Origin of the sequence: Crenobacter intestini (assembly GCF_004919095.1) — a bacterium.
GTDB lineage: Bacteria > Pseudomonadota > Gammaproteobacteria > Burkholderiales > Chromobacteriaceae > Craterilacuibacter > Craterilacuibacter intestini.
In genome coordinates, this window is the sequence record NZ_STGJ01000014.1 from 38,813 (window position 1) to 59,521 (window position 20,709).

The 20,709-nt window shown below is 62.1% G+C and carries 9 protein-coding genes; all 9 read left to right on the forward strand.

Annotated features, from left to right (window positions below):
- Nucleotides 1-96 precede the first annotated feature (96 nt).
- Nucleotides 97-2,763, forward strand: a complete 2,667-nt coding sequence (locus E5K04_RS12510; RefSeq protein WP_136554601.1) for a hypothetical protein — start codon at nucleotides 97-99, stop codon at nucleotides 2,761-2,763.
- A gap of 75 nt (nucleotides 2,764-2,838) precedes the next feature.
- Complete coding sequence (locus E5K04_RS12515; protein ID WP_136554603.1) at nucleotides 2,839-3,792, forward strand: ASCH domain-containing protein; 954 nt, start codon at nucleotides 2,839-2,841, stop codon at nucleotides 3,790-3,792.
- Between the two features lie 214 nt (nucleotides 3,793-4,006).
- Nucleotides 4,007-6,193: a type I Zorya anti-phage system protein ZorA1 gene (gene zorA1, locus E5K04_RS12520; protein ID WP_328591041.1), complete on the forward strand. Its 2,187-nt coding sequence runs from the start codon at nucleotides 4,007-4,009 to the stop codon at nucleotides 6,191-6,193.
- A 10-nt stretch (nucleotides 6,194-6,203) separates the two neighbouring features.
- The gene (zorB1, locus tag E5K04_RS12525; protein ID WP_136554605.1) at nucleotides 6,204-6,932 is read left to right on the forward strand and encodes a type I Zorya anti-phage system protein ZorB1; all 729 of its coding nucleotides are present in this window, start codon (nucleotides 6,204-6,206) and stop codon (nucleotides 6,930-6,932) included.
- A 5-nt stretch (nucleotides 6,933-6,937) separates the two neighbouring features.
- Nucleotides 6,938-8,656, forward strand: a complete 1,719-nt coding sequence (locus E5K04_RS12530; protein ID WP_136554607.1) for an EH signature domain-containing protein — start codon at nucleotides 6,938-6,940, stop codon at nucleotides 8,654-8,656.
- Complete coding sequence (gene zorD, locus E5K04_RS12535) at nucleotides 8,657-11,950, forward strand: type I Zorya anti-phage system protein ZorD (protein ID WP_136554609.1); 3,294 nt, start codon at nucleotides 8,657-8,659, stop codon at nucleotides 11,948-11,950.
- A gap of 300 nt (nucleotides 11,951-12,250) precedes the next feature.
- Nucleotides 12,251-15,118 carry a DEAD/DEAH box helicase gene (locus tag E5K04_RS12540; RefSeq protein ID WP_136554611.1) on the forward strand — a complete coding sequence of 956 codons (2,868 nt, stop codon included), beginning with the start codon at nucleotides 12,251-12,253 and terminating at the stop codon, nucleotides 15,116-15,118.
- 13 nt (nucleotides 15,119-15,131) lie between these two features.
- Complete coding sequence (locus E5K04_RS12545; protein WP_136554613.1) at nucleotides 15,132-20,036, forward strand: Eco57I restriction-modification methylase domain-containing protein; 4,905 nt, start codon at nucleotides 15,132-15,134, stop codon at nucleotides 20,034-20,036.
- On the forward strand, nucleotides 20,033-20,701 hold the full coding sequence (locus E5K04_RS12550) for a hypothetical protein (protein ID WP_136554615.1): 669 nt from the start codon (nucleotides 20,033-20,035) through the stop codon (nucleotides 20,699-20,701). Before E5K04_RS12545 ends, E5K04_RS12550 begins: the two co-directional genes overlap by 4 nt.
- The last annotated feature ends 8 nt before the right edge of the window (nucleotides 20,702-20,709 follow it).

Here is a 20,709-nt window from a genome sequence, read left to right on the forward strand (position 1 = left end):
GCCCCCTGTGCGGGTAACTGGGGTGGTATGGCGGCAGGTGGCGGTTAATCGGATGGTGCCATCGGTATGGCGGGCATTTGAAAGGGCGGGTTGGATATGGTGCGAAGCAAGGCGGTAAAGCCAGAGGCAGTACAAGCCAGTGAGCACGCAGAGAAGCTGACACAGCAGATGTTCGGTTTGCCGAAAATCTACTGCCAGGACAGCGGCAATGTCTTGCGACGGCTGTACACCAAAGTCGGTGGCATCAATGCCGCGATGGAAAACATCGCGGGCACCCTTTCGGAGCAGATGCTCCGCATGCTGGAAGCGAGTGCCAAGCGCCAGCCAGGGCCTTGGACGACTTACGGCAACAGGCAAGGCGGGACGCCCTTGCACATTCTGGCCTTGCCGTTCATTGGCTGGGGAAATGCGCTGATTGCGCAGGCCATTGAAGGCACGTTGCTGCTCAACAGCCAGTGCATGACCGAAGGTTGTCCTGAAGGTGATTCACCGGGGGATCGATTGGCGCGCGTCTACCCGGTGCACAAGATGATCCTCCTGCATCAGCTTGGTTATCTTGGCGATGACGGCTCGGTGGACCAGGCGATGCCGTGTTTGTCGTTCGACGATGTCCGGGATGACCTTGAATACCTCGCGTCCCGCACGGCGTTGCTCTACCGCTCACGCGGTATCGCCGAAGCCCTGGCGGTCGATGCCGTCGAGTGGCCGTACCGGGTGCGCGCGGCAGCGGTGGCCGCGAAGACGTTTCATGGCTGGGGCCAGGCGTCGGAAGCCGAGCAGGACCGGGCGCTGGCGTTGGCGTGGGCGGTGCTGCTGTGTGGGCGAGGCGAGACCGCGTCGCAGGGATTTCCTGGCGTTGAGTCGCTGCTGGAAAGCGTGGTTGCCGCGCCAATGGCGGGACTGGCGGAAATGTTTTGCATCGGCGCCGGGCGGGATGTAGTGCTGGCCCGGGTGGAAGAAGCATTCGAAATGCCGCAGGAAAAGGCCCGCACCTTGCCTGCGTTGATCGCCAAAGCGCAGTCGGGGTCAGGCGAGGCGCAGGTTGCCGCAGCGGCGGCGCCTGAGGCTGTGCGTAGCAAGGCTTGGCCTAGCGCCGAACTGGTCGGCTTGATCGACCCGGTGTTCCCGCTGTACCTGCCGCCTAATGTACTGCCTGGCGAGGCGGCCAGTATCCCTGCTGTGGATGCTCGGCTGTTCGAGTTGTACGGCGTGAATCCGGTTCTGGCTCTCGAACATCTGGCCAGTCGTGTGGCGCTGCATTTGCTGCAGGCCGACCGTTGTCCTGACCTCGGGCTGTTGGTGTCCGGCGAAGAAAAGATCCTGCCGCTGGCCATGGTGCCTGAGCGTATTCGGCCGTATGGAGGGCGTACGCAGAGCGCGACGCTGGCGGCGGAGAACCTGTTTGTCCAGCAATCGGCCCACCCCTTGCTCGAGCGGATCAAGGCGCGGCTGCTGGCAAACAGCAGGTCGTTGTTCGCTGACTTTGTGCTGCGGGTCGCACGCTTCCGGCTGGTTTGTCTGCTTGGTCAGGTCACCCCCTCGCTCGCGATGCCGTCCTCCATTTGCGATGGAGACCTGCAGGATTTTTTTGCAGCGTTGGATGCGTGCCATGCTGGACAGCGATTCGAAGCCTTGGACTTCCTTGAGCACAGCGATGCAGCCGTGAACTGGCATGCAGCGTTTGATGACCTGGCGGACCGCAGCAGGGCGCTTGGCCAGCTCCATGCAGACCAGCAAGTCATTGGCGATGCAGCGCTCGCCGTGCGGGAAATGGGTACCGCACTGGTCTCCCAACTATCCAGCCTGCTGGTCGACCCGGAACTGGCTGACATGGCTCGTCTGGAGCAGGAACTCCGGGCCTTTAGCGGGGCGGCAGCGAAGCTTGGTGTGCCAGACGCGGATATCTTGCCGTGGCGGGAGCACTGGCAAACGGAAGAAGTTGCTGCACAACTGGTTTGCCTGGCCACCACCGTGCGGCTCTCCAAGGAGAAGATCCAGCAGGTCGAGGGTATTCCTGCCCAGGTCGAGCGTCTTATCCGCGAAGCGGAGGCGCTGTGGAGGCAGATGCCCGGGTGGTGTGCTGAGGCACCTGCTGCCGTCGAACCCGGTTTGCCGCGGGAACAGGCACCGGTCGTGCTCAAGCAAGGGGTCGACCCGGCCCGGCATGATCGGGCGCTTGATCGGGTGGATGCACTCGAAGTTGAACTCGAAAAGTCCCGCAATAAGGTGCGCTTGCTCGAACAGCAGAAAGAGCGGCTGATCGCCGCTAAGCTGTCCCCGACGCCGGTGAGGGCGGTACTGGATTCCGAAACCCTGGCGGAAACGTTGCTGATCGCCCGCCCTTGCCAGACTGCGGATGGCGTGCTCGATCTTGCCCAGGATGTATGCGGCAGCGAGTTGGTGATTACCGAAAGCGGCCTGCGTTCTGCCCAGGATTTTGCCCGCCACGATTTCAACGCCCGCCGTTTGCTGACGGTATTGCTGAAACTTTCGCGTGAAGTGTTGCCCGAGATCGGCGCCGGCCACGCCCCCTTGCAAAGGGTTTTCGGGAGTTCGTACAAACCGCACGAGAGCGAGGTGACGGGCAACAACCAGGCGATGCGGTCCGAGCGGATGTTTGCCCTGCGCAAGGGAGATAAACCCGTTTACTGCGCGGAACATATCTCGGTCGGCCGCTTCATGCGCGTCTACTTCAAGATCGATGCCGGGTCGGTCTACATCGTTTATTGCGGGGAGCACCTGGAGGTGGCGAGCAGTAATTGAATATTTTTACTCTGAATTGTTTGTGGCAGCAATCTGAATGATTTATTTTCTGATTTGTTTTCACTCAGAAGATTAATGAATATTGTAGGTTTAAATAGAATATTTGGATTAATGATGAAATCTCAGCATGCACTAGATTTTTTGAGGAATGTCCTGGCGAAGGAACTTGGTTTTACTGCGCTAGACGAGGAGCGGAGAACCAAGGCGCAGTATTTCCGGACAGCGGGTGGCAAGGTGTTTGGTATTGTTCTTGGGGAGATGGAAAATGGAGTTTTCTCTGCTCAAACCACATCCATCATTCTTGAGTCGTGTCAGTTACCTACAGGCCTGCCAGCTGGCGTGATGCAGGTTGCACCCTATAGAGGAAGTTCTACTCATGCGCCTACAAAGGGCATCTTTCTGAAAGATGCACAGACCCGGGTTCAGGTTACTGACGAGCAAGCTTTGCGTGGGTTGCTCAGTTGGTATGCTCTCGGTGCTGTTTCGCGCAGCGACATCAAGCCGACCATGAATTCTGCAGTAGGTTTGAGTCTGCGTGCACAACCAGCCAAACAGTCTCCTGTGATTGCTGCTCCAGTCGAGCAAACCCGCGAAGGTTGCGAACAAAATTCTAGGCAGAAATCCGTCCGGGTTCCGGATAAGGGGCTATTAATCCGGGATCCGTGGATCGAGAAGATATTGCGGGGAGAGAAGGTGTGGGAAATGCGGTCCAGGGAAACGCGAGAGCGGGGGTGGGTGGCCCTGATCAAGGCGGGTAGTGGCATGGTCGTTGGGCTCGCCCGCATCGTGGACTGTATTGGTCCGTTGAGTGGAGCGCAGATGTTGGAGACGCAGAACAGACACGGCATCTCGGCAGAGCGGTTGCCTGAAGTACCACAGTACCGGCATGCCTGGGTGTTGTCCGACGTGATGAGGCTGCCAAGTCCGGTGGCTTATCAGCACAAGAGCGGTGCTGTGATTTTTGCCAGCCTGGACGCTAAGGCGAGGCAGCAGATTGCAGCGCAGTTGGGTTCTGTCGTCCTGACTTAAGTCTGTGGCCACCGGGTGTGTACTCGGTGGCTTTTTTGTTGGTCGAGCGATGCAATCTCCTTGCGGATGCGCGTACTGCGTTGATTTCATAGGGATTTAATCTATTGCAGCACGCTACTGGCTGTTTTAAAAACTCCTTCTCCGTTACAATCTGCGGAAATTATTTTTATCGTTTGTCTTAGCCGACGACCACTATCCTTTCTGAGCTCCACTAATGCCTACTCTTGAACTGTTCCAGTTGATTCCCCCCGCTTGTGTCGTTCTTTTTCTGCTCTACTTTGTACGGCGCTTCTGGGTTGAGTACAGGAAGCCAGCGAAGCGCATGCAACAGGATCTCAATGGATTGGTGTCGAAAGTGGCCGGGGTCAAGGATGTGGCGGCCTCCCGCAGGCAGGTTGCTCTGGCCGAGGTGTTTGCCGGTAACGATGAGCGCCTGCAGCATGCCTGGAACGAATACCAGGAGACGCTGCACAGTCAGTACGAGGATGATGGCGGCGAACGGCGTGTAGTGTGTACGCGCTCGACGGTTCCGGCGTCCTACTTTTTTGCTTCGCAGAACATTGTTGAGACCCCGCTCAAGACAGAATATTTCAAACACTTGCCGGGGATCCTGACCGGGATCGGTATTATCGGTACCTTCGCAGGGTTGCTTTTGGGTTTGACGTATTTTGACGCATCGGACCCAGCCAAGGTCCAGGAAAGCGTGTCCCTTCTGCTGGGGGGGGTGAGGGATGCATTTGTAGCTTCAGCGTTGGCAATTATGGCTGCGATGTACATCACCAACTCGGAGAAGAAGTACTTGCGCGCCTGCTATGCGGAACTCGAGGCGCTGACTGATGCAGTCGACAAATTGTTCGAGTCTGGCGTCGGCGAGGAGTACCTGGCCTCGCTGGTGAAAAGCAGTGAGGAGAGTGCGCGCCAGGCGCGGCAGTTGAAGGACGGTTTGGTTTCTGACCTGCGCGAAATGCTGCAAAACCTGGTGGATAGTCAGGTGCGGGAAAACCTGAAGCTTGCCGAGACCCTTGGCAGTGTCTACCGGGAGTCGGGTGACAGCATCGCAGCCAGCATCAGTGGCTCGATTGAAAGTAGCTTCCGTGACCCGCTCAACAAGATTGCCGACAGTGTCCAGTCGGCCAGCGGCGAGCAGAGTGGTCAGGTGCAAAATCTGTTGCAAGACGTGATGACGGCCTTCATGGCGCGGTTGGACGCCACTTTTGGGCAGCAGCTTGGCGGGATGCAGGAAATGATGACCCAGTCGGTGGAGGCGATGCAGCAGATGCAGGGCGCCTTCCAGTCGCTGATCAGCGATATGCGTTCGACGAGCGAATCTTCTTCACAGGCTGTACATGAGCAGCTTGGCCGTACGTTGGCAGAGATGCAGGCGGGGCAATCCGCGATGCAGGCCTCGATGAGTGAAATGCTGGCCAGCCTTCAGCAAGCTGTCGACGGGATTGGCAACAAGGGGGAGGAAGCCGGCACCCGCATGGCCGAGCAGCTCGAGCGCCTGTTTGCGGAAAGCGAGGCCCGGCAGCAAAAAATGGCCGAGAACATGCAGGCCTTTGTCGACAGCATGAAGGAGTCGGTGGGCAAAGGGCAGCAGGAGACCATGGCCGAGATTTCCTCAACGGTCGGCAAGCTTGGCGAGCAATTGTCTAACGTCATGCAAACCCTCGAGACGAGTCGCCAAGGGATGGATACGGCTGCTGTCGAGGCGCAGCTGCGTATGCAAGATGGCGCCCGAGATGTGGTGGATGGCCTGGGTACGCAAGTGCAAGGCCTGATTGAGGCATTGCGCGAACAACAAGTTGATAGCCGCCAATCGCTCCAGCAGCTGGGCGAGGTAACCAGCCGCTCGATCGAAGGGATGAAGGATGGCGCTGATCGGATGCGTGCCGCCGCGGATCGCTTCGACGCTGCGGGCCAGTCGGCGGCGAAGCTTGCCGAAGCAAGTGGCGCTTCCGTCCAGCAGATCAATACGAGCGCAGGTGGTCTGACGACCGCTACACGGGAACTGGCTAGCCAGATCACTGAATACCGCGGCCATCGTGAGGCGATGCAGAAGGTATTGTCTTCGATCGAGGGTATCGCGGCGGGTAGCCAGAACGAAGCCGCTGCGCGTACACGGATGATTGCTGAGCTGCAGCAGGTGGTACAGCAGATGCATGAGGTCAACGGAGAGGCCGCCATGTACCTGGAACGCGTCAATGCGGTGCTGGATAACAGCTTCACAGCCTTTGGTGATGGAGTGAAGTACAGTCTGGACAAGACCTTGGGTAGCCTCGACCAGCAGCTGGATAGTGCAGTACGGTCCTTGTCTGCGGGCGTTCAAGAGCTGGGCGAAGGTGTTGAAGAGTTGGCGGATGTGATGGTCAAGGCCGCCGCAGCTGGCCGTCGCAGCTAAGGGTTGAGCCATGTTGGGATTTCAATTGCCTCGACCGCGCAATAAGGAAGAGGGAGAAAAGCCGTTCTGGATCTCCTACGCGGACCTGATGACGGCGCTGATGATTCTTTTTCTGGTGGTGATGGTGGCGTCCTTGCTGTCAGTCACCCAGCGCATCGCCATCGAAACGGAAGGTGAAAAGGACCGTGCGGCCGGAATTGCCGAGTTGTGCCAGCGTCTCGAACTGAAGGCCAAGTCGCTCAACAAGGCGATCGTCGTCGACTGCCGGAACAATCGGATCCACTTCGGCGAGGCAGGACGCTTCGCGCACAACGATTACCGGCTGGGGGCAGAGGGTGAGGCCGCACTCAAGGAGGTCGTGCCGTTGATCCTTGAGGCCGCGGACAGCGAAGAGGGGCGCAAGTGGTTTAAGCAGGTGCTGATCGAAGGTTTCACGGATACGGATGGCTCATATCTGTACAACTTGCATCTGAGTCTGCAAAGGTCGGAGTGGGTGATGTGCTCCTTGCTGGATGACCGCCGGACGGCGGCCATGGGCCTCGACGCCAAGCAGCGTGCGCAGATCCGCGACATCTTCCTGGCGGGCGGCGTTTCTTTCAACAACGCCAAGGAAAGCAAGGATGCCAGCCGACGGGTCGAGCTCAGAATGCAGTTCTATGGGCTGAAGGAGAAGGGCGGTGCGACCCAACCGTCCCCAGAATTCCACATTACTAAACCTGAAATCTGCCAGCTGTCTTGAGTGCCATGAGTTTGCCCATCGAAGAATTACCCGATCGCCTGGGGCGCAGCCTCGACCGCTGGGGGTGCCGCAAGCAAATGGTTACCCTCCCGGCGTTTGATTGGAGCCACCTGCGTGCGCGAGTCGAGCAGGTCAAGCAACAGTTTGGGCTGGCTATTGCTCCGCCTATTCCTCCCCGGCAGTTGCGGATCAATGCGCTGCATAAGTTGCGAACCCAGCCGGAGGCGGTGACCGCGAGAGATTGGCGGCTGATCAGCTGGGGGCTGGTCGACGAGTGTGGTAACGCCGGACGTGCGTTGGCCGATGGTTCGCTTTACCCGAGGATTGCCAAGCATTTCGAGCAAGAAATCAACGGCGGCAGTCTGAGCAGGAAATCCTGGCTGGGCCTGGTCTCTTCCTATCTTGCGCACATGCCTGAAGGGGGGGGCGAGCGTAAGCACTGGGTGCAGTTGCGCAAGCTGGTGCTGGATGGCTTTCACAAGATCCGGCAAGGTAAACAGCGGGAATGTGCCTGGGTCGAACTGGTTGGACGTCACCTTGACTTGTTTACGGACGATGCCGGAGCGACGTTGGGCGAGGCCATGTTTGAAGGCCGTCAGCAAGTGGTCGACGAACTGAAATCGTTCTTGCAGATCCCGTCCGAAAGCTGGTTGTGGACGGCCATCCTTGGCGCACACCTCAAGCGTGTCGTCGCGCTGGATGACGATGGCTTCGTCTCCAGAATCGACGGAATGCTCGACTGGGCAGACCGGCACCCGCACTCAATAGACCCAATCTTGTCTGGCTTATTGACCCGTTACGAACGAAGTGAACGGCTAAAAGCCAAGCCGTACCCCCGCTTGAAATCGGTGTCGCTCGAGGCTTGGGGTAGTCCGCAAATTGGACGACACAAGGGTCGGTGGTCTGTTTGTGTGGAAGATCGTGTCAGCAAGATGGTCATGCGCTGGTTTGCCAAGGAAGATTTGGAAACCTTCTTTAGTCTCTTGCGTGACGAAGAAGAAGCAGATGAAAGAAGGTTGAACTATTGGCTCAGGTACGTGGATCAAATGACCTATACGCGGATTGTGATAGGTCGTAATGCTTTGAATAATCAGTCGTCTGATTTCTGTGAATTCCGTGCGCACAATAAAGGTCGATTCAGTGAGCTAGCCGGGGGTTTTGCTGCAGACAACGCCTTCATAATGCAAATTGGCGATTTTGTGTTTGTGGAATTTTCGAAAGTTGGCAATGCGTGTTATTTTTACATAAATAACAGAATTCCGTTTGAGATGGATGCAAGAAGCCTGCATATTAATTCAGATCTAAAGGCTCATATTGATGTTGGCGTTCGTGACGTGCACAACAACAGGTTCACCCATGCCAGAGAGTGGGAAATTAATGCAGACTCGATCATGTCAAAGCTTGGGATTGCTGTTCCAGGTGCTGTGTCATTCACGATGAAGGCAAGTGAATACGCTGAATCAAAAAGCATTCGTTCGCATGCCCGTGCAGCGCCGGCTATTAAAAAAACGGCTGTCCAGGGTTCAACCTTTGAAAGGTTCGATATCGTCGGTGAGGTGCGCAAGTTGGCATCAGCAGCCGGATATGATGATTTGAGATTTGAAGACTTTAGGCCTAAGGGTGGTGCGCTTTGGGTTCGTTCGCCAGAGTTGCGGAAAATTGACGCACGTCTGAAAGACCTTGGCTTCAAATACAAAAAAAATGGTGGGTATTGGATCCTGTAAATGGCTTGGAATTTCTTCTCCAGTAAAAAATCGAGTGACCCTCAAGAGCCAGCCGCTCCTGCGGTGAATGATTGCCTGCGTTGGCTTGAAGAGGGCTTATTGATCAAGCCCGTGCGGTGGCTGAGTCAGCCAGACCCGACTTTGCGACAGCTGGGCTGTTATCTCGATCAGCTGGAAGAAGAAGGCTACCTCACGGCCTTGCCGCAGGATCTGCTGTTGGCTTGGGACGACCTGTACCGCTTACTCGCCGACGAGGCACAACAAAGCAGCCTGCCTCTACTTGGCCTGCCGCCTGTTCTGGCTCTGAAGCCGCTGTTGATCAGCGAAGGGGCGCTTACCGACGGTGATTTCCGCGTCACGATTCGTGGCTGGCAGCGTGCTGACGGTTCTGTCATTTCAGGTGGGCTAGACCGAACTGGCGCCCTGGTCAGGGTCGATGGTTCGACCGGCCTGCTGGGCGCCGCCGAATGGCGCCTGCTGCAGGCTGTCCGCGAGTTCTCGGCCGAACAGCGTGAAAAGCCGGGCGAGATGACCAATCAGCTGGGGTGGGCCCGGATCCGCAAGCAGGCACTGGCGTGCCAAGCGGGGATGGATGGTTTCCTCAAGCAGACGATCGTACTGAGGCCAGACCAGCTGCAGGTGGCCATGCGCAGGGCGCCGGTCGATGGCGTTCCGCTAATCGAGCTGACGCCCAGTTTCGATGGCCAACCCGACCAGTGGCTGTCGAGCTTCGACAACTACCAGCAGGTGCAGGATCGCTACCATGTCGTCGCGGCGGATGGCTCGATCACACATGTCTTGCTGTCACCCGAAGTCAAATCGGTGCTCGAGGGTATCAAGCGGATGCCCGGCCGGCGGGTTGCCGGCGACGCGGCCTTGCAGTTTGTCCGCAACCCCTACGCCTTGCTGGGGGACGATGCGGTTGATGTGATCGACGAAGGCGAGTTCGAAGCGGCCCGCGAACAGGCAGGCATCCATTTCCACCGCTTCAAGGTGCAGCCGCATCTGGACGACGCCGGCCGTATCTTCTGGGCGGAGCTGGTGCTGGAGCCGCTCAGCGGTGACGCTGCGGTGGAATCGCTGCGTATCGAGGACGCGGCCTCGTTTGCGGCGTTTGTCTGCGAGCTGCAAGCCAAACTGGCGGCCGGTTACGCTTGTGGTTTCTGGCAAGGCTACGAGCTGGAACTCTCCGACTTCAACGAGGAAGACCTGGGCGGTTTGCAGGCCTTGTTGGAGCGTTGGCAGCAGGAGGCGCTCGGTCGCCTGTTCGACGAAGTGCTCGACCTGTCACAGTACGGTGAGCGCGTGATCGGTCTGGGGGTGATCCAGAAGCCCAGCTCACCCTATATCGGCAAGCAGGGCAGCGAAAACTGGTTGCCGACCGAGTTGCTGCAGGAGCGCGGGCTGGATGTTGACCTGATCGCCAAATGGGATACCGCCAACCGCCAGCACTACGAAGAATTCTGCCGCCGTATCGACCAAGCCCAACTCGATGGTAAACCGTCGGTCAGCCTGCCGGGTCTGGAGATCGAGCTGGCCATGCTGCCCGCGCAGCGCTTGCGCGACGCCTGGGCTGAAAAATTCCCGGACGGTGAGGGCGGTGGCGACGCCAAAGAAAAAGGCGAACGTACCGGCCTGCTGGTCGAGAACAATATCGACGCGGCTGTAGCCAACGATTCAAAGGTACAGCCCGTCGCTGACAACGCCGAGGCCGAATTGCCCGCAGCGCTACGGGAAGAAATCCGCCTCCATCCGCACCAGCTGTACGGGGTGGCCTGGCTGCAAAACCTGTTCGGCCAGCGCGAGCGCAAGGTAGGTGGTTGCCTGCTGGCCGACGATATGGGCTTGGGCAAGACCTTGCAGTTGCTGACCTTCGTCGCCTGGTATCTGGAAAAAACGCCACAGCCGCTGCCCGTACTGATCGTCGCGCCGGTTTCTCTGCTCGACAACTGGGAGCGCGAGTTCTCCCGTTTCTTCCATACGGCGGCGATGCCAGTGCTCAAGCTGTACGGCGAGGCGCTGTCTGAGCTCAAGCTCAAGCGCAACCAGATTCCGGCTTCGTTGCAGAAAAAAGGCATCCGCAACCTGCTCAAGCCTGGCTGGCTAGGTGGCGCGAAGATCGTGCTGACCACCTACGAGACGCTGCGTGACCAGGAGTTTTCACTCGCCCGCCAGCGGTGGAGCGTGATGCTGTGCGACGAGGCGCAGAAGATCAAGAACCCGGCTGCGATGGTGACGCAGGCGGCCAAGGCGGTGCCCGCCTTGTTCCGCGTCGCGTGTACCGGCACGCCAGTCGAGAACTCCTTGACCGACTTGTGGTGCCTGTTCGACTTTGCCCAGCCCGGCTTGCTCGGTGCGCTCAACGAATTCGGCCGCACCTACCGTCGCCCGATCGAGAACAAGACCGACGTCGACAACGTGGCGCTCGAGCAATTGCGCGAACGGATTGCCCCGCAATTGCTGCGCAGGACCAAGGACGACGTGGCCGACCTGCCCAAAAAGATCGAGGACGATGTTTGCCGCCGGCTGCCGATCAGCCCCCTGCAACAGAATCTCTACCGTTCTTCAATTGCCGAGTTCAATCAGCGCGGTGAACTGATGGGCAAGGTGGGCGACCAGCGCGAGGCGGTGCTGGGCTTACTGCATACCTTGAAGAAGATCTGCGCGCACCCGCACGCCGTGCGCCCGGAGGGCGACCTGCTCGACGCGTCGCCGAAGATGCGCTGGCTGATGGACAAGCTGCGCGAAATCCGGGGCCAAGGCGAGAAGGCCATCGTGTTCACCGAATTGCGAGACATCCAGCGCGACCTGCGTCTCGCCATTCTCGACCACTTCCCGGACTTGAAAGACGTCTCGATCGTCAACGGCGATACCAGTGCTAGTTCGGCCAAAGGGCCGAACCGGCAGGCCATCATCGACGCCTTCCAGCAAAATCCCGGCTTTGGGGTGATCATCCTGTCCACCGCCGCGGTGGGTTTTGGCGTCAACGTGCAGGCGGCTAATCACGTCATCCACTTTACCCGCCCCTGGAACCCCGCCAAGGAAGACCAGGCCACCGACCGGGCCTATCGGATCGGCCAGACCAAGAATGTGTGGGTGTATTACCCGACCATCACCGCGCAGGACTTCGAAACCTTCGAGTACAAGCTGGATACCCTGCTGGGCCGCAAGCGCGCCGTCGCCCGCGACATGCTCAAAGGTGCGGAAGACCTCGACCTGATGCAATTGGCCGGGGAAGTGCTGGCGCAGGGTGGTGCGATGGCGTCGTCGTCGGGCGCGTCAAATAAAGCCTGATAGGCTATCTGGCTTTTATGCATGGTCTTTTGATAATATTTGCATGAACCGCCGGTGTGCTCGCAGCTAAATTTGCGCGGCACCGGCTCATTTTTGGATTTCTGGTTTTCCTTCCTTTTTTGGACCACGGATTTAACCGATGCGATTGGCGAATGCAGTGCTCCCGCACGCGGCCAGTGAAACTGGCGGTGGTGCTGTTCCCCCTGTTCTGGCCGCCGCCGCGCGTCTTCCCCGTATTTTCCGAATTCCCGCACGCAGCCCGGCGAGCGGCCGCGCGTGCCCAGCCTTTAAGGATGTCCCATGCCGTTGATCCAAGCCCCGGCGCCCGGCGCCCGCGCCATGATCCGCAATGAAGAATGGATCGTGCAAAGTGCCGACCAGTGCAACCTGGGAGGCTGGCAACTCTCCTGCATCGGCGTTTCGGAAACCGTGCGCAACCGGCACGCGCTGTTCCTGACCGAGCTTGAAGAGATCGAGCTGATCGACCCGGCCAAGACCGAGCTGGTTTATGACCAATCGTCCGGCTTTACCGCGGGCCGCCTGTTTATCGAGGCGCGCTTGCGCCAGACCGCGCTGCAGGACGCGTCGGTAGCGATCGGGGACCAGGCGGTGATGGACGCGCTGCCGTTCCAGCTCACGCCCGCTGCCCGGGTGCTGTCGCAATTGCGCCCGCGGCTGCTGATCGCCGACACCGTCGGCCTCGGCAAGACGCTGGAGGCGGGCATCGTGACCGCTGAGCTGATGCGCAGGGGCAAGGCGCGCCGCATCCTGGTGGTGACCACCAAGAGCATGATGCGCCAGTTCCAGCAGGAATTCTGGTGCCGCTTCACCATCCCGCTCACCCGGCTGGATTCGGCCGGCATCCAGCGCATCCGCCGCCAGATCCCGGCCAACCACAACCCGTTCAACTACTACGACCGCACCATCATCTCGGTCGACACCCTCAAGCGCGACAGCGAATACCGCCACTACCTCGAGCAGGCGTGGTGGGACCTGATCATCATCGACGAGGCCCACAACGTCTCGTACAAGGGCAATCGCACGCAGAGCAACCGGCTGGCCGAGCTGCTTTCCCAGCGTTCGGACGCGCTGATCCTGCTCACGGCGACCCCGCACAACGGCAAGAAAGAGAGCTTCGCCAGCCTGATGCGCATGCTCGACCCGACCGTGTTGCCGGCCGGCGACAAGGTCGAGTACGCCCGCGAGGACGTCGACCACCTGTTCGTGCGCCGCTTCAAGAAGGACGTGCGCGAGCAGATGAAGCAGGACTTCCCCGAGCGGGAGGTGTACCGCCTGCCCTGCCAGGCCAGTGCCGCCGAAAACGCCGCGTTCGACGCGCTCGCCGCATTGAGGCTCAGTAACGAGGGCAAGGGCGCGCGCGACGGGGCGATGCTGTTCCGCACCGTGCTGGAAAAGGCGCTGTTCTCGTCGCCGGCGGCCTGCCTGCAAACCCTGAAAGAACGCATCCGCCGGCTGGAAGGCCGCGACGCCGGCCACGCCGACCTGCCCGCGCTGCGCGAGCTGCAGGCGCTGGTCGGCGAGATCGGCCCCAACGAGTTCAGCAAGTTCCAGCATCTGGTCGCGCAATTGAAGGGGGGCGAGCACTGGCGCTGGGACGGCAAACAGGCGGACGACCGTCTGGTGATCTTCACCGAGCGTATCGAGACCCTCAAGTTCCTGCAGCGCGAGTTGCCCGCCGCACTCGGCCTGAGGGACGACGCGGTCGCCATCCTGCACGGCCAGCTGCCGGACCTGGAGATCCAGCAAACGGTCGAGGACTTCGGCAAGAGCCATTCGCCGCTGCGGCTGTTGATCGCCTCCGACGTCGCCTCCGAAGGCCTCAACCTGCACTACCAGGCGCACCGCCTGCTGCACTTCGACATTTCCTGGTCGCTGATGGTGTTCCAGCAGCGCAACGGCCGCGTCGACCGTTACGGCCAGCTGCGTGCGCCGCGCATCGGCTACCTGCTGACCGAGCCGCACAACGACGCCATCCGCGGCGACCTGCGCTACCTCGAGATCCTGATCGAGAAGGACACCCAGGCCGCCCGCAACATCGGCGACCCCTCGGCCTTCATGGGCCTGTACGACGAAGAACTGGAGACGCTGGAGGTTGCCAGCGCCATGGAAGAAGGCCGGACCGCCGAGATGTTTGCCGCCATGCTGGCCTCTGACGACGTCGACCCCTTCGAGCTGCTGTGGAACAGCGAAGAGGCGTCGGACGCGCCGGCTGCCGTGCCGCCGCCTGCCACCGGCGCGCCGACCGTGCGTCCGCCTGCCCTCTACGACGACCACTACCGCTACCTGCGCGACGCGCTGCACCTGATCGGGCAGGGCGGCGCGCACGAATTTGCGGCGCTTGCCACCGACGACGCGCGCCGCACCCTGTCGCTGCAGCCCGGCCGCGACCTCGCGCGCCTGCTCGAGCGCGAACTGAGCGACGAGATGTGGCCGGCCGACAATACCTTCGCGCTGTGCGCCGACCCGCAAGCAGTCGACAAGGCGATCCGTGACGGGCGCAACAGCAACGCCTGGCCGCAGCTGGGCTACCTGTGGCCGCTGCATCCGGTCTCGCAGTGGATGGACTTCAAGCTGATGGCGCAGTTTGGCCGCCAGCGCGCGCCGGTGTTGCGAGTGATGCAGGGGCTAGCCGACGGCGAAGCCATCGTGCTGGTGCTCGCGCAGGTGCCCAACCGACGCGGGCAGGCGGTGCTCGCGCACTGGTTCGGCGTGCAGCTCGACCGTGCGGGCCGCTGCCAGGGCGTGCTCGAACTCGCCGACGTGCTGGCGCGCTGCGGTCTTGCCGCCGGCAACGATGCGCCGCCCAACGACGGGCGCGCGCCGGACACCCGCGCCCTGCAAGCGGCGCTGCCGGCGGTCATTCGTGCCGCCGAAGAGCACCTGCGCCCGATCAAGCAGGCGTTCGACGCCGACTGCCGCGTCCGCCTCAACCACGCGCTGACGCGGCTGGCTGCGCTGCGCGACCGCCACGCCGCCCAGCTGGCGCTCGACTTTGCCGGCGGCCTCGAGCAGGTCGCCGCCGCCCGGCGCCGCCAGAAGGAAAGCGCGACCGCCGAGCTGTTCGACAACTACCAGCAATGGATCCGCGACACGCTGGCGCTGGACGACCGCGCCCAGTTCACCGTGATTGCCACCCTGATGGCGTAAGGAAGGATACCCCATGAGCTTCGCCGTTTCCGGCCTTGGCAACGCCAACGAGTTTTACAGCCAGCACTACCTCGACGAGATCCTCGAGAAGGACCTCAAAGACCTGTTCGACCGCTGGAAGGCGGCCGGCGCCGCCAGCCCGCTCGCCCGCCTGCGCAGCGCCGCCGGCACCAACGGTTATTTCCGCGCCCGCGAGCGCTTCCTGGCCGAGCGCCGCCCGGACGAGCGCGCCGCGCGTCTGAACGACCTGGCCGAGCCGCTGCTGGACGCGCTGGGCTACCGGCTCGCGCCCGAAGCGCTGCCGCTGGCCGACGGCAGCCTGCCGGTGCTCGGCGCCTGGCGCGACAGCCGCGGGCAGCCGCTGCTGGTGGTCGTCGCCGCGTTGGCCCGGCCCGGCGACGAAGACACCCCGCCGCTGCAGTTGCAGCCCGAGGCGGGTGGTGCCGACTGGGAAGAAACCATCAGCCGCCGCCTGTTTGCCGACGACCACCCGCCGCGCTGGGTGCTGCTGGTGCACCACGAACAATGGCTGCTGATCGAGCGCAGCAAATGGGGGCGCAAGGCGCTGCTCAGCTTCGACCTGCAAGAGCTGTTCGGCCCGCGTGACGAGGCGCGGCTGCGCGCCTTCGCCGCGCTCGCCGGCAGCCAGTCGGTGCTGCCGGGGGAAGACGGCGCCAGCCTGCTCGACACCCTCGACGACCATTCGCACAAGCACGCCTTCGAAGTGTCGACCGACCTCAAGTACGCGCTGCGCGAGTGCATCGAGCTGATCGCCAACGAGGCCATCCATTACAAGCGCACCGTCGCCAAGGAAAAAATTTACGAGCGCAACGACGTCGACCTCGCCCGCCAGCTCGGCCGCGAGAGCCTGCGCTACATGTACCGCCTGCTGTTCATGTTTTACATCGAGGCGCGCCCCGAGCTGGGGTATGCGCCGGTCGACGCCGAAGCCTACCTCAAGGGCTACAGCGTCGAGCACCTGCGCGAGCTGGAGCAAACCCCGCTCACCACCCCGGACGCGCAGGACGGCTACTACTTCCACCACAGCCTCGAGCGGCTGTTCGACCTGATCTGGCAGGGCTTCCCGCGCCGCGGCGGCGCCGGCCAGTCCGACCTGCTCGCCCCGCACGACGCGCTGCTCGACACCGGCTTTACCATCGCCCCGCTGCAGGGCCATCTGTTCGACCCGGCGCGCACCCCGCTGTTGGGCAGCGTGCGCCTGCGCAACCGGGTGCTGCAGCAGGTGATCGAGCTGATGTCGCTGTCGCGCGGCGGCGGCAAGCGCCGCCGGGGCCGCATCAGCTACGCCACCCTCGGCATCAACCAGCTGGGCGCGGTGTACGAATCGCTGCTGTCGTTCCGCGGCTTCTTCGCCGAAGAGAACCTGTACGAAGTGCAGCCCGACCCCAAGGGCAGCAAGGCCGCGCCCGCGGCTGACGGCGAAGACGACAACGAGGACGACGAGGCCGCCGCGCCGGACGCCGGCAAGGCCGCCGAGCTCGACCCGCTGGCCGCCGCCTACTTCGTGCCGGAGAGCCGCATCGGCGACTACAGCAATGGCGAGCGGCTGTTCGGCGGCGAGCCGCGGCTGCACCGCAAGGGCAGCTTCATCTACCGGCTGGCCGGGCGCGAGCGCGAGAAGTCGGCGTCCTACTACACGCCCGAGGTGCTGACCCGCTGCCTGGTCGAACACGCGCTGGCCGAAATCCTGCCCGGCAAGTCGGCCGACGAGATTCTGGCGCTCACCGTGTGCGAGCCGGCCATGGGCAGCGCGGCCTTCCTCAACGAAGCGGTCAACCAGTTGGCCGAAGCCTACCTGCAGGCCAAGCAAAAGGAGCTGGGGCGAACCATCCCGCACGAGGCGTACGCTGAAGAGAAGCAGCGGGTGCGCATGTATCTGGCCGACAACAGCGTGTACGGCGTCGACCTCAACCCGGTCGCCGGCGAGCTGGCCGAAGTGTCGCTGTGGCTGAACGCCATCTTCAAGGGCAGCCACGTGCCGTGGTTCGGCCTGCAGCTCTTTACCGGCAACTCGCTGGTCGGCGCGCGGCGCGAGGTGTTCTCCACCGCCCAGCTCACCCCCGGCAAGGGCGAAGCCGGCCTGCCCGAGCGCGACTGGCGCGCCGCCGCGCCGCGCGCGCTAACGCTCACCCAGCCGCCGGCCGCTACCGACGTGTTCCACTTTCTGCTGCCGGCCGACGGCATGGCCATGGTCAGCGACAAGGTGGTCAAGGCGCTGGAACCGGCCGCGGTTGAAGCGTTCAAGCAGTGGCGCAAGGCCTTCACCGCACCGCTGTCCAAAGACGAAATCCGTCGCGTGCAGGCGCTTACCGCCGCCGCCGACGCCTTGTGGCAGCAGCACGCCGAGGAACTCGCCCGCGTGCGCCGCGCCACCAGCGACGAGCTCTACGTCTGGCCCGACCCGGCGCCCAACCGTGCGCCGACCAGTACCGCCGAAAAAGACGCCATCTACCAGCGCGAGATGCTCAGCGACGCGCAAAAGAACGCCAGCCCCTACCGCCGCCTGAAGCTGGTGATGGACGCCTGGTGCGCGCTGTGGTTCTGGCCGCTGGACAAGGCCGAAGATCTGCCCACCCGCGAGGAGTGGTGGTTCGTGCTGGAGACTGTGCTGATCGGTAGCGCCAGCCTCGCCGCCGCCCCGGCCGACGACTTGTTTGCCGACACCCTGGCCCAGCCTGCGCTTAACTTCACCCCCGAGCGCGACCGCTTCGGCCATGTCGACTTGGCCGCGCTGGAAGCCGCGCTGCCACAGCTTCAAGTGGCGCAGCAGGTGGCCACCGCGCAGCGCTTCTTTCACTGGGTGCTGGAGTTCGCTGACCTCTTCAAGGCGCGCGGCGGCTTTGACGTGGTGCTCGGCAACCCGCCGTGGATCAAGCTCGAGTGGAACGAGCAGGCGCTGCTGTCCGACTTCGACCCGCGCTTCGCCATCCGCAAGCTGTCCGCTGCCGAGACCGCCAGGCAGCGCGAAGCGGTATTCGCAGAATTTCCGCAAGCGCGCGCCGAGTACCTCACCGAATGCGTCGCCACCGAGGGCATGGGGGCGTTCCTCAACGCCACCCAGAACTACCCGCTGCTCAAGGGCCAGCAGAGCAACCTGTACAAGTGCTTCCTGCCGCAGGTGTGGCAGATCGGCGCCGGCGTGCAGGCGCTGCTGCACCCGGAAGGCGTGTACGACGACCCGAAAGGCGGCGCGCTACGCGCGGCGCTCTATCCGCGCTTGCGGGCGCATTACCAGTTTGAAAATCAACTCACACTATTCGCTGAGGTGCATCACAACACCAAATTCAGCATCAATATTTATGAGTCAGCTTTGGCTGAGCCTCAATTTCGGCATCTGGCTAACCTGTTCCACCCCGCCACCGTGCGGGCTTGTCTGTCGCACGCGGGAGGTGGCCGTGTGCCCGGTATCAAGCGCGACGAGGGCGGCTGGGATGTCACTGGCCACGCCAGTCGTATTGTCGAGGTGGACGAGGCGTTGCTCGCCACCTTTGCCAAGCTGTACGACGTGCCGGGAACACCGCCACATGAGGCGCGCTTGCCGGCGGTACACAGCCGCGAACTGGTGTCGGTGCTGGCCAAGTTTGCGCGCGTGCCGCGCCGGCTGGGCGACCTGCAGGGCGACTACTACACCACGGTCTGCTTCGACGAGACCTACGCCCAGCGCGACGGCACCATTCGCCGCCGTGGCCAAGGCGAGCAGGGCTTTGTCGATACCCCGGCCGACTTTGTGCTGTCCGGCCCGCACTTTTTCGTTGGCAACCCGCTCAACAAGACCCCGCGCGCGGTATGTACGCTAAACAGCCATTACGATGTGCTCGACCTGACCACACTGCCCGACGACTACCTGCCGCGCAGCAACTACCTGCCGGCGTGCAGCGCCGTCGAATACGCGCGCCGCGTGCCGCGGGTGAGTTGGGTGGAAGAGGGAGAAAGCGAGGCGAAGGCGGTAACTGGGTATTACCGGCACACCAATCGAGAGATGTTGAGCCAGTCGGGGGAAAGAACGCTCATCAGTATTCTGCTTCCACCTGGAGTTGGACATGTCCATACCTGCATCAGTACTGCGTTCAAATCGTCTGTCAGGTTGTTGGATTTTCACGCGTTAACCCTGAGCATTCCGCTAGATTTTTTCATGAAATCAACCGGGGCGGGACACGCTAATCATGCGTACTTGAGCCGTTTGCCGATACAGCTGCCCAATCTTGCGATTAGGCAGGCATTGCATCTGAGAGCACTGGCGCTGTCAGGACTCACTACCCACTACGCCGACCTGTGGCGTGACTGCTGGCAGCACGATTTCCGTGAGGACGGCTGGGCCAGCGCCGACCCGCGACTCGATCCCGGCTTTTTCAGCAAGCTCACCCCCGACTGGCAGCGCGGCTGCGCGCTACGCAGCGACTACGCGCGCCGCCAGGCGCTGGTCGAGATCGACGTGCTCGCCGCGCAGGCGCTGGGGCTGACCCTGGACGAGCTGCTCACCATCTACCGCGTGCAGTTCCCGGTGATGCGCCAGTACGAGCGCGATACCTGGTACGACGCCCACGGCCGCATAGTGTTTACCCCGAGCAAGGGCCTGGTCGGCGTCGGCCTGCCGCGCAAGGCCGGCAAGAAAGACGCCGCCTGCACGCTGTACTACCCCGACGCCCGCCGCGACAGCCGCCGCCTCGGCTGGGAGGACATCCAGCCCAAAGACGGCGTGCCGCAACTGCCCGACGGCAGCGTGATCGAGGCCACCGTGCTGGACGACACCCAAGCCGGTGGCCCCGTCGAACGCAAGGTCCGCTACGTCGCGCCGTTTACGCTGGCCGACCGCGAAGCCGACTATCGCACCGCCTGGGCGCACTTTGCTGCGCGCGGGCTTACCGATACCAACCCACCTGCAAAGGAAAAAGCATGAATACGATGATGGTCAGCCCGCTGCTGCGCATTTCGGAATCTGGACCGGTCTCGGTCAAGAACGATGACCGGGTCCACTTGCGCCAGGGCGAGCTGGACGGTGCCTGCGGGCCGTATTGCATGGTTTCGGCGTTGATCGCGCTGGACAAGATGCGCCGTGAGCGGGCCCAGAACATGGATCAGTGGGATGGCCGTACCCGCGAAGGCCGCTTCCGGGACGCGCTGATGGCCTTCGGCACCCTGAACAGCGAGGGAACCAGTTGTTGGGACTTGGTATGGCTGACCGATTATTTCAAGAACGTCGGCTTGCAGGCCGCGTACGTGGAAGGCAGCAAGAAGACGGTGGTCAACGCGGTGTCCGCGGCGGTTGCCAACAAGCAGATGCCCATCCTCGCCGTGGACTGGCAAGGCGGCGGCGCGCACTGGCTGCTGGTGGTGGGCTGTCAGGGCGTGCGGGACGCAAACGGTACTGAGCAGCTGACCCACCTGCTGTGCCTCGACCCCGGCTACGAGACCACCAGCATCAGCCTGTGGAATGTGGTGATCGAGGTGTTCAAGCCTAACGGTGACTCGGCCAACCAGGGGTATATGTCGTCGAACCACTGGGACGCCAGCGGCAGGGCGATCAAGTGCCAGATCCGTGACGCCGTGATCCTGTCTGCCTGACGCCCGCC